The sequence below is a fragment of the Terriglobus aquaticus genome (assembly GCF_025685415.1).
GTDB lineage: Bacteria > Acidobacteriota > Terriglobia > Terriglobales > Acidobacteriaceae > Terriglobus > Terriglobus aquaticus.
Genome location: NZ_JAGSYB010000001.1, coordinates 1,262,991 through 1,275,295, shown reverse-complemented (window position 1 = coordinate 1,275,295; position 12,305 = coordinate 1,262,991). Strand labels below are relative to the sequence as shown.

Here is a 12,305-nt window from a genome sequence, read left to right as displayed (position 1 = left end):
ACGGTTGTCTAATCGCTCTCACTTGGAACGGCGATAACCATATTGTCGATTTGGGGAAATGTCAAGCAACGGGGATCTACGTCCTAAGTCGGCATGTTGTTCGAGCTAGGCTGCGATGGAAAACGCAACTTCTCAACAGCATCATCGAGTGTCGCCAGGAAGCCTTCACCTTGCCCGGACAAGTGCAGTCTGCTGCTTCGAGTAGGTGAGGACGCGGAATCGCCGTGGTCGGTCTCTACCGACTCAAACGCGAACTTTCGACGCGCGAGTTATGGCTCCGGTTCGACGTTTGGCCCCGTGTGACCAGCCCGAACCCGCCGTGCTGCTCTAACCGGCTCTGCAGTTGGTACGCCTGCCGCTTGCTGATGCCCAACACAGAAGCCGCTGCCCCACCGACCGCCTGCCGGACTGCACCTCGTTCAGAACGTCTTAACGCCGAAAGTCGCGCTCGCTCATCCCCGCCCCCCATTCGCAGAACCTGACAGCTCTGATTGGCGGGAATCTCACGCCACTGTTGAGCGGCTATAAGGCGCTATACGGAAGATGCGTTATCGGACCGTCGACCTCTTCGCCCTTAAGCCTGGAAGGGCATGCCGAACCTTCCGACCGCAACTGAACATGAATGCGGTATGTGCACCTCGAAGAGGAGCAGCGCAATGCTACCTCTTGGACGCGAGTCGCGCATTAAGACAGGGAAGCGAGGACATCTGCTGGTCCTGCAGCGGGACGTTCAAAGCGCGGGCAGCAGGTTGATGGCATGTAGAAGGGGACACCACTGGGGACGACTTTGCACGGCTATGTCTACACTCCTGTGCATCGCTTAGCTGCGAAAAGAATTTACAAAAAGGCGCGAAAAGTGAGAAAACTCATCTCAGTAGGTGTAGCGGAGTGCACCGAAGTACGATTTCGAATAGCCCTTTTAAGGCGCTGGTCCTGAGTTCGAGCCCCAGAGCTCACCAAAACAAATCATTCAACATGACACAGATGAGGCGAGCCGAGTGGCTCGCCTTTGTCGTTGGGATCCGGTGTGTCTGGATTGTGCCTAGGTCACCTCCGCAGGCCGTAACTGACTTGAATGATCTTGCTAACGAAGGCTGCGGCCAGAAGAAGCGGGCAATCCCATCTGGAGCGAGTCAACAGCCGAGTGTCGAAGAGAGCGGCCGTGGGGCTGGCCGCACGGACCGCTTACCTGTGAGTGCCCGAAGGTAGCAGGCGCATGGGATTGAGTCTGACGCTGATGCCGAAGCTGATTCCATAAGGACTCAGAGCTCCGTAGGGGAAGTCCGGCCAGCGCTGATATTCGAAGTCGATGACACGCACCTTCACGGTGTTATTCAGCGAGTAATCGACTCCGCCTCCTGGCGCATAGGCCAGAAAGCCACCTTGGGCGTAATGGAAGGGAAGCGAGATTCGGCCAGCACCAAAGAGCATCTTCACGTAGGGCTCAAACGCCCGCGCATGGGGACTCACGATGACACGCGGCCCGACCAGATACGTCGATTCCGTCACTTCTTCGGACTGGTTGAGTCTCAGCCAGCGCGCCTCGGCCTCAATGCCGTAGCGCCAGTAAGGATGGATGTCGGTGTAGATGGAGGCTCCGCCGAGGTACTGCTTCCCGTAGTCCTCCTGGTAGATCGAGAATGCTCCACCGAGCGTGATGTTCGATCCAGGACCGGTCGCAGTTGGCAGAGCCTGCGACATTGCCGTGCGTGAGCCGAGCATGCAGACGACGAGGAACGCTAACGTTCGCAGTAATCCGTCGAGCGTTCCCAGTGTTCGCGGAATCCTTCTCAGATATGCGGTCCGCTGCGGCCGCGAAGCGCTCATTGTGTCACCGCGAGCGTCACCGTCACGGCCTCCTGCGCTCGCGTCCCTTGCCCGATCGCGGTCACCTGGAAGCTATAGCTGCCAGCGGGTGTGCTGTTGATCTTGAGACCTCCGCAGCCCACGGCACCGAGGGTGATGGCTGCTGCGAGCGTGAGGAGTAGCAGCTTGTGAACGCTTCTGCGCCGGAAGCCACACAGCAGCATGGCGGCGAGCGGCAGACCACAGAGGGCTGCCTTCGACCGGCTGAACAACTCGGGTGAATGGACCGCGGCTTGCGCTCCTGCACCGAGCGGATCGCCGGTGTCGATCACAAGATTCATGCTGGCGCTGCCGTCCGCAGCCAGCTTCATGCTTGGTTTATCGAAGGTGCAAGTTGCCGCGTAAGGCAGGCCGACACAGCCCAAATTCATCGTGTCGTTGAATCCGGAGATTGATGCCACTGTGACTGTTACGGTCTGTCGTTGGCTGCTCTGCAGTTTCAGATTCGTGTTGCTGACGCTGAGCAGGAACTGTGTCGGCGGACCTGGGTTGGTAGTTGACGGATTCGATGTAGACGAAGCATAGTTGGCGTCGCCACTGTACACGGCGGTTAGGGTTGCCGAGGTGTTTGCCTGCAACTCCACCGTGATGCGGGTGACCCCGTTGGCATCCAACTGAGCAAGGCTGACCAACGTGGTTCCGCGGTAGAACGAGATGGTTCCAGTTGGGCCAGCAACGCTGGACAGTGTTGGCGACTGAACGATTCCGATATAGGTGATCTGTTGCGGATCGTCCTTGTTGGAAGCGAATGCGCTGAGTTGCGTCATCGTCGACCGTATCGTCACGTTTTGAGAGAAGGTGGCGGCGGTCGCCGCGAAATCGCTGTCGTCCCCGGAATAAGACGCGGTGATGGAGTGCGTACCGGTCGGCAACGCTGCGATGGTAGCCGTCGCGACACCACTGGCGTTCAACTGCGCAGTGCCAAGCGGCGTACCTCCTTCAAAGAAGGTGACGCTGCCCGTGGCCGGGAAGCTGTTGTTGTAGCCGAGCGTAGCGTGCAGAACGATGCGATCCAACGTGAGAGCGGGATTGTTATCAGCCGAGATGACGAGCGTTGTCCGCTGCTTCACCAGGAAGCTGATCGGGTTCGATGTGGATGCTCCGGCACGTCCGTCTCCGACGTATTGAGCAACGATCGAGTGAGGTCCCGGAATAAGAGTGGTCGTTTGGAAGCTTGCATTGCCGCTTCCATCCAATGTCGCTGCCCCAACGACGCTGGTTCCTTCCAGGAAGCGCACCGTGCCTGTCGCTGGTCCTCCTGAACTGGTAACAGCGGCCGACAGGGTGAGCGGCGCACCGTATGTGGAGGGATTGGCGCTCGCCTGGAGAGAAGTCTGCGTCAACGAATTGCGGACGGTGAGAGAAGTCCCAGCGCTGCCACTCGAGAAGTTGTCGTCTCCGCTGTAAAGGATCGTGATTGCGTGATTCCCAACAGCAAGTGTGGAGTTGTGGAGGACCGCTGCTCCGCTCGCATCCAGGTGCACCGAACCGAGAAGCACACCGCCGTCCTGAAAGGTCAATGTACCCGTAGGTACAGTGCCGTTCACAGGGGCCACGTTCGCCGCGAGCACCACATCCTGACCTGTGTACGCGGGGTTCGGTGCTGCCGTCACCGCCAGCACTGCCTGGTAGATCACTGCCTGCCGCAAGCTGGTGGAGGTTGCCGTGGCGTGGTTCGCGTCACCACTGTAGATGGCGGACAGCGTGTGTACACCGAAGGGCAGGGTGCTCGTGTTGAAGACTGCGACGCCGTTCGCCAGCGGCACACTTCCAAGAATCTGGTTGCCATCCTGGATTTGGACGCTGCCGGTTACGTTCGGCGTGACGCTCGTGACCGTTGCTGTGAGTGTTATGGACGAGCCCACGATCGCAGGGCTCTGACTCGTTACCAGGACTGCCGTACTGGGCGCGAGTTGCACGGTGGTGAGCGCCGCGTTCGACACAGCACTCTGCGTGTTCAGGTCGCCGTTATAGCTCACAGTGATGCTGTGCTGACCTACGGTCAGCGAGCTAGTCGCAAAGGTAAACGTGCCGGCAGCGCTGATCGGCTGCGACCCGATCGCATTGGTGCCGTCGTACAAGGTCAGGGTTCCCGTAGGCGTGGCGCCCGGGGTGGTGAGGCCCACGGTGTACGTGGCGGAAGTGGTTACGTTGACAGCACTGGCTGGGCCCGACAACGTAAGTTGCGGTGCCGCCTTGTTGATCTGCTGCGAGAAGGGGTTCGACGTGGACGGGGTATAGTTGGAGTCTCCCTGGTAAACGGCTGTGATGGTGTGCGTACCTGCGGGGAGATTGCTGGTCGTGTAGCTGGTGCGGCCCTGCGCATTCAGCGGAGAACTTCCGATGGTTGTGCCACCGTCCTGAAACGTTACAGTGCCGGTGGGTGTTCCCGTTGTGCTGGTCACTGTGGCCGTAAGTGTTACCGGAAGACCCGCCAGCGCGACCGGCGTCTGTGCGGCACCCACCGTGGTGGTGCCGGTTTGCTGAACCGTCTGGGTCAGGGTTCCCGAGCTCTGTGCATACTGCGCGCTGCCGCTATACGTTGCGGTCAGCAGATGTGAGCCGACGGACAGTGCGCTCACGTCCAGGGTGGCTGAACCGTTGCCGTCCACCTGCACGGTGGACAGCACAGCCGTGCCATCGCGGAAGAGAACGCTGCCTGCGATGGGACCATTAGCGGGCATGCCCGCGGCGATCGTGACCTGTGCGGAGAGATGAAGGACAGCGCCCGCCTGCAGCGGATTCGCAGAAGAGAGCAGCGTCGTACTCGTACCGATCAGATCGACCTGCTCGGACAGAGGGACGCTCGAGCTGGTCGCGTTGTTCACGTCTCCGCTGTAAACCGCGCGAATGGTATGAGAACCAGTCGACAGGGCAGTGGTCGTGAAGGCTGCCTGATTCTGCGCGTTCAGGGGAACAGAACTGGCGAGGACCGTAGCGCCATCCATGAAGGTGACGGTGCCGGTGAGGGTGGTTGTGATGGTGGGGTTCACCACTGCCGTAAACGTCACGCTCTGACCGGAGTAGACAGGCGTTGCGCTGGTGCTGAGCAGGGTCGTGGTCGATGCCGTCGTAATCGTCTCAGTCGCGGTGGACTGATAGGGCATGTATGTGCTGTCGCCGGAATAGCTGGCGACAACAGTGTGCGTGCCCACGGAGAGTGTCGTGGTCGAATACGTCGCCACACCCGAGGAGAGAGCCACCGTGATCAGGTCTGTGCCGCCCTCGCTGAAGGTGACGGTGCCAGTTGGCGCCGGGCTGCCATTTGGAGCTACTGCAGTGAAGGTGAACTGCACCGCGTTCGTGACCACTTGCGGATTGGGCGATGGCACGACTGCTGAGTGCGAATCCAGTGAGAGCTTGATCACCTGATCCACGGGAGCCGACGTTGAATCCGCATCCTGCGCATCACCGGAGTAGGTCGCGACAACTGAATGATGCCCCAGGCTGGTGAAGGTGATGTCGCAGGCCGCAGTAACGCCGTTCAGCGCTACGGACGAGCAAATGGTGGCGTTATCGACGGTGAAAGTTACGTTGCCGCTGAATGCTCCGGCGTTGTTGTTGCTCACCGTTGCTACAAAGTGGATCGGTGTATTGACCAGGCCCGGATTGCTCGCGGAAGTGAGCGTCGTCGTCGTCGGGTTCACGTCCAGCACCTGCGCCTGAGCGTTGATGACAGGCGGCGAGAGTACCGGTGTGGCGCTGGCGACGTTGATCTGCATGCTGCCCGTGCCGCTGTATGGGAAGGGGCCGGGTACGTTGGGCGTGTAGTCCACTGGAATGGACAAGCCATCGTTTGGCGCCAGCGTCGCGGGAGCCGAAGCGGGGTAGGCGCACACCGGTGGTGCGCCGTCGATCTTGGTGTCGGTGCAGGTAGGTGCTGTAAGGCTAAGTTGGGCGTTGCCAACGTTCCGTACCGTAATTGTCTGCGGGGGCGAAATCTTGAGGTTGCGAATGGTGGCATACCGCGCCAGGACGTTGGACCCACTGAACCGACGTATGCGGTTGTGGAACGGATCGCTCAGGTACAGGTCGCCTCCGGGCGAGAACTGCACGCTCCAGGGACCGTTGAACGAGGCATTCGTTTGAGGTCCGCACAGGTTCGGCGCCGGAGTCTGATCTGTTGAGCAATCGCCTGCGAAGCTTTCGCTACCTGTACCCGCAGCCGTTGAGATCTGCTGGTTAGTGGAACTGACCACACGGAGGCGGTTGTTTCCCTGGTCGGCGATGTAGATGTTGCCCGCCGGATCGATCGCGACTCCGACTGGCTGATTGAGTTGCGCGGCAGTGGCTGCTCCGCCATCGCCGGCATAGCCACGCACACCAGAACCTGCAATCACCGTCGCTGTGGCGCCGGATTGCACCGAAAGAATTTGGTTGCTGCCTGTGTTTGAAACCAGCAGCGAACCGTCTGGTCGAACAGCAATCTGGCTGGGCAGATTTAGCTGGCTCGTCTGCAACGTGGAGATCGTGGGGGAGGCTGCCTCCAGAGTGACGATGCGGATCACATTGTTGTGGGTATCCGCAATGAGCAGGTTGCCCTGCAAGTCGATCGCCACACCCTCTGGGTGATCGAGGGTTGCCATCGTAGGCGACCCGCCGTCGCCGGTGTACCCCGCGCTACGAGCCTGACCCACGACAGTGGTGATGGTTCCCGCGGTGTCGATCTTGCGGATCACGTCGTTATTGGTGTCCGCGAAGTAGAGGTTGCCAGCTCCGTCGATTGCCAAGCCTGTCGGCGAAGCGATGCTGGCGGAGGTCGCCGGTCCACCATCGCCGGTGAAGCCTGGATTGCCGTTGCCAGCGACCGTGGTGATGATGGAGCTCGCATCCAGCGTTCCGGCCGCGTTCGCTGTGACTTTCCGGATGCGGTAGTTCAGATAATCGGAGATGTACAGATTCCCCAGCGCGTCGATCGCCACGCCTTTCGGCAACTGGATCGGGGCTGTGACCGCCGGGATGCCGTCGCTAACGCCCGGACTTTGGTACAGGAAGTTTTCGTTTCCAGCGACCGTCGATGTAAGTCCGGGGAAGAGCACCGGAAGAGCACCCGTGGCGACTGCGGAGACCTGCGCCGTGCCAATGACCTGATTGTTTCCATCCCGCAACACAACGGCACCCATGCGAATGCCCGGATAGCGCGGCGCGAAGACCACATCGACCAGGCAGGTTTGCCCTGGCGAATATGTGGTTGCACTGCAGTAGCCTGCAGAGCTGTTTGCGGAAAGCGTGAAGTCCAGGCCCGTCGCTCCGCCCGTTACGACGGCCGTCGTGGCCACCGTACCACCCTGTGCAAGCATGACCTGCACGGGAAAGGGTGCTCGCGTCGTGCCCACGGCAGTTTGCCCAGGAATGGTTTGGGCCTGTGTGTGAGCGCAAGCCGACACGATGAACATGGCAGCGGTGAGCCGATGGAACGATCTCCGGGAGCTGCTAAGGCCCTCCCGGATCAGCTTGCGTAGCAACTTTGTTGGCCAAGGCATGACAGGGGGATCACTCCTCAAAAAGAACTGCAAATCGGACACGCGAGAGCGCCGCGTCGAGCAGATGGTTCTCGCTCGACTCATCATCCGAAGAACGGTTGGGGTTTGTAATCCCAGCTTTGTGGCACGTCAGATTGCGACATTCGAGGCAGGGTGTCTCGGCCGGGGGCGCTTCAAAAACGAGAGCGCCGAACCAGGTTTAGGTGGCACGTTCTCTCAACTTCTGTATGGAACTAAGGCTCTGATCCAAAGAGCGAGAGCGCTCTACCCGGAATCAGCCGAGCGCGTTGCGGCTCTCTCCTGAAGCGGCTCCTATGCCAAAGCGTGGGGCTCGGAATGTTCTGATTGCAACCGATCTGTCGCGATCGAATCCAGGTGCTCGCGCGTCCAGCCCGCGAGCATCAGCGAGCACCCAACGACCACGCCAAGCAGAACCCAGAAGTGCTCGGTCAGCCACACGCGCATCGCGGCATACCGCGTAATTGAGCCCACGTTATAACGGGGTACATCCAGGTCGTAGGACAGGAACCTTGTTCCTTTAAACAAGCTGACCGTTCCGGAGATTTCGCTGGACTGCGAGCGGTCGAGAAACCGGTCCATGAAGGCTTCTTCGACAGAAGAGTTCCGGAGAGCGACCACGACCAGCGATCGACCCTGGGCGCCGGGTGAACCGATTCCTTCCATAATTGCGTCTGCCTCATCGATGTGCGGCTGAATCGTCTGGTCCGCAGGCGTAGTACCAGTCAGACCGTAGAACCACCGGAGCGCACGACTAACGTTGGTGTCTGCCGTTTGGAGTGTGTTCCCGGAAGCGCCGAGTGTAATGGGCAGGCTTTCGTTCAACGTGGCCCACGCGGATTGCGTGCCATAGGAGCCGAGGATCAGGTAGTCGCGGTCTTCCCGAAAGGTGTCACCTGGGGTCGCGACTTCGACACGCAGCGCAGGGTACCCGGTCTGCCGGCCGAAGTGACTTAGCATATCCAAGAACAGCGTCACCTCCGCATCGGTCGGACTCCGAGGCACCATGACCACCGTGTGTGAGAGATCGGCATACTGGGTGAACGGGAAGCCGGCGTTTGCAAACAGCTCCAGATTGGGCAACTGAATCCAGTGTGCAAGCCCGCGCAAGTCCAACGAGGCGCTCTGCAGCAGGCCTGCCCTGGTTTGCCCAGAGGAACCTACGCCGAGAGGCCCAAAGTCAAAATTCAGATTCAACGTGTTCGTGAACGGGCGAAGATTGGCTGTTGGCAGCAGAGCCTGTCGCTGACGGTGCACGGTTCCACTGCCATCCGGCAGTGGAGCCTCGTTGATCAACGCTCCGTTGATGTACGTTCTCAGTGCAGCGTCGCTTGCAATAGCACCTGAGTTGTAGCTGTAACGCAGCTGTAGATTCAGGTTTTCGGTCTCGCCGTAGTAAAGGTCAGGAGGGAGCCGGAAGTAGAGGGGAACCGGCTTGGACCCGTCCGACTTCAAGCTGCCTTGAGAACTGGACGTTGCTAGATCCACTAGCTTGCCGGTAGGTAGCCAACGTGGTGCATCGTCTACTTTCCGCGGCGCGGGCAAATCGAAATCTCGCAAACGAATCGTGTCGCCGATCCTCTGTACGTTCAGGTCGTCGCCGTGCTGACTGCGTAGCGAGAGCGCGCAAGCCGCACTCAACAGTTGGTCACCGTCGTCTCCCGCTACCACCAGCATGGTTCCATTGGGATCGGAAGAGTTTGGTCTCAGTTGCAACGAGGGTCCAGGAACGTCATTCTGCAGCAGATCCCGTTTGCTGGACCGGTTGACGAAGACGACAGCATTTCCTGGCTGTGGATCCCCAATGACGACGTGAAATCGTATCGGCTTGGCACTGGCGAGGATGCCGAACCACGAGGCTACAACTCCGGCGGCCTGTAGCGTCTTCTTATCGGGCGGTGTGGGGAACACAAACTGAACATTGGTGGTGTTCTGCAGACCGCTGTCGAAGAAAGGAAGCGGCAGTAAGGCGAAGTCCGGCTTGAACTGCAACGGCTCATTGCTGATGACCAGTTCGGAAGCGCCGGCAAGGCTGGCCGAAACAGCCTGGCGGCCCTGCACAGGAGCTTCGAAATCCGTGCCGCCGTTGAACTGGAAGGTGAGTTCGTTATCCCGAATGAGCAGTTCGGCGGGGATCGTAATGGGAGTGACCCGGTACGCACCGGTCTTTTGGTACGGCGTTTCTGGCGTAAGGGTCTGCAGTGGAGTGCCGTTCAGCGCAATTTGGATCGACGCTACGGAGCCGCTGACTTTCGGACTGAATCGGTACCCAACAAACATCTGAGCGGATTTCGGGAGCGATGTATGCGGAAGCACAAAGTGAAGGGAATAGTAGGCGCGTGATCCTCGGAACTCCACCTCGTCGGTCACACCCATGTCCTTGAAGCGAAGCCGGAAGGCCGCCGCCGCGGGCGTTTGGGTTGTCGTTACAGGCAAGCTGTTTGCCGGTGTGGTCAGCGGATTGTGCTGCGCGCTGGCACGGGCGGAAAGCAGAGTAAGCAGGCAGAAAAGCAGGATGGACGCTGTCCGTGCGACAGCCGCAGGCACAGGGATCCTGCGCTTGCGTCTCGGTAGCAATCCAAGCAGCACCTGATGCAGGCCAGTGACTGAGAGCCGCATGATCCGGCAGAAGCTCACCAGCGGCCGATCGACTTCGGCGCGTTCCCGGACAGACAGCCAAGAATCCGCGCGGGAGTACAGAGCGCACGTCAACGTCTCTTCTTCCTCCAGGGACAGACTGGAAAACTGCGCGCGTACGCGCAATCCTTCCACGTCGGTGACTGTCGTAGTGACCGTGGAGGCACCTGTCTGCGCGGGAAACGATAATTGGAATGTTTCGCCCACTTGCATCTGTGGGGCACCGGGTGTCAGCAGGATGGAGGCTCCGCCAACGGACATGTCCTCGGTTTCGCCCTGTAGCGCGACACCGCCGGCTGTCTTACCGAGTACCCGCACCTTCAGCGGGATGCGTACCGAAGCGCGCCGCTGCTTCTGCTCATGCGCAACGGCGGCGGCAACGCCCAGGATGACGATGTTGAACAGAATCCAGAACAGATTGCTGAGAACGACGCCTGGGTGTTCCGGGTCAAGCACCAGATAACGATAGGGCGCCGCAAGCACTCCCGCGAAGTTCAGCAGCAATAACCACGTGGTTGGTGCCGCAACCTTCCGATCAAATCGAGTCTCCTGGAGCGTCGTGCCCTTGTCCGTGACGTTGAACTTACCCAGCTTGGGATTGATGAACGCCAGAACGGTGGGCAGCAGAATGTAGGGCGCCAGAACTGTCTCGTAGATCTCATTCCAGAACGAATGGCGATGTTCCCCCTGCACTCGCGAGTTGGTCATGTTCGAGATGATGAGGTGAGGCAACGCATACGCCAGGATGGCAAGCCAATAGCCCGGGATGATGGTACGGCCGGCCAGCATGTAAGCAAGTGGTGCGAGCAGGAAGATGAGTCGCGGCACGGCATACATGAAGTGCATCATGGCGTTGAAGTAGCAGAGCCGCTGTGCCCAGTTCATGCCGCGAGCCAGCAGCGGGTTCTCTGTGCGAAGAATCTGGATCATGCCGCGAGCCCAACGCACACGCTGCCCAATGTGTCCCGCCAGCGTTTCTGTTGCCAGTCCTGCAGCCTGGGCGATGTTTATATAGCCTGTGCTCCAACCTCGCTTCTGCATGCGGAGGGAGGTGTGCGCATCCTCCGTCACCGTCTCCGTTGCAATGCCGCCTACCTCGTCCAGCGCCGATCGGCGGATGACTGCGCACGATCCACAGAAGAAGGTGGCATTCCACAGGTCGTTGCCGTCCTGGATGATTCCGTAGAAGAGCTCCCCTTCATTCGGGATTGACTTGTATTGCTGCAGATTTCGTTCAAATGGGTCAGGCGAGTAGAAGAAGTGCGGTGTCTGTAGCATCGCGAGCTTGTTTTCCACGAGGAACCAGCCCACGGTGAGTTGCAGAAAAGACCGTGTCGGCACGTGGTCGCAATCGAAGATGGAGACCAGCGGTGAAGTAAGACCCTTCAGAGCATGGTTGATGTTTCCGGCCTTTGCGTGATCATGGTTCTCGCGGACCACGTAGCCGACTCCCGCCTCTTCGGCGAAGGCGCGAAACTCCTCGCGCGTCCCATCATCCAGGATGTAGACATGCAGTTTGTCGGTTGGGTAGTCGATGTTGATCGCGGCAAGAGCGGTGTATCGGACAAGGGAGAGGGGCTCGTTATAGGTCGGGATCAGAACATCAACATGGGGCCAAAGACTCTCATCGTGGGGCAGGGGAACCGGGCGCCGCTGAAGCCGTTGGCACGTCTGCATGTAACCGAGCACCATGATGCAGACGGTGTAGATCTCGGCTGAAAGCAGGATCAGCATCAGAACCGCATCAACCGAAAAACGGTGATTCGACTCGTCTGAGAAGTAGCCGATCACGAGGCGCGCTCGCCACCATCCGTACCGCAGGGTCACGGCGATCGAAAGCAGCATGAGCGTGAGAGTCAGCAAGCGAGACTTGCCAGGCTGGTTGAGCGTGATGGCCGCGAGCACAGTAAGTCCGCCAAGCACCGCTTGTTTCGGCCAGCTCAGGTATAAGCTGACGAATTCAAACAAGAAGAAGGTACAAATGCATACGATCAAAAAGCGCAAACCGCTTTTTGCTGGATGCATCTCGACTCTCTCGTAGGGACGTTGTTGCATACCACAAGAGGTTTTCAACTCTGCACGGTGGTTGGAAATACCACCTTCGTGATGCTTAGCGAGCTAGAAACCCGGTTTGGCACTCACCCGTAGGGCCGGACTTCTTGATTGAAGTCGGTCTCGCGATGTCGAAGCAGCATGGCGGGTCCGATGCAAAGGCCGGTGGTGTCAGGCGACCCTTGTCCTGACGAGTCCTTCGGCCCCGTCCAAATGGACAAATGCCATGCATGGCGAAGCCGGCGGCGT

3 protein-coding genes are annotated in these 12,305 nt (G+C 59.5%); all 3 read right to left on the bottom strand.

Translation table 11 applies throughout. From position 1 onward, the window contains the following. Positions 1-1,185: 1,185 nt before the first annotated feature. Entirely contained in the window at positions 1,186-1,827 is a 642-nt protein-coding gene (locus OHL12_RS05215) for a hypothetical protein (RefSeq protein ID WP_263412769.1), read from the bottom strand. Then, a complete protein-coding gene (locus tag OHL12_RS05210; protein WP_263412768.1) occupies positions 1,824-7,202 on the bottom strand; it encodes an Ig-like domain repeat protein in 5,379 nt (1,792 codons plus the stop codon). The genes OHL12_RS05215 and OHL12_RS05210 overlap by 4 nt, the downstream gene beginning before the upstream one ends. Before the next feature lie 459 nt (positions 7,203-7,661). Next, entirely contained in the window at positions 7,662-12,029 is a 4,368-nt protein-coding gene (gene bcsA, locus OHL12_RS05205) for a UDP-forming cellulose synthase catalytic subunit (RefSeq protein WP_263412767.1), read from the bottom strand. Between the last annotated feature and the right edge of the window lie 276 nt (positions 12,030-12,305).

Coding starts and splice junctions, on each gene's coding strand:
- OHL12_RS05215 (WP_263412769.1), bottom strand. CDS start 1,827: ATGAGCGCTTCGCGGCCGCAGCGGACCGCATATCTGAGAAGGATTCCG.
- bcsA (WP_263412767.1), bottom strand. CDS start 12,029: ATGCATCCAGCAAAAAGCGGTTTGCGCTTTTTGATCGTATGCATTTGT.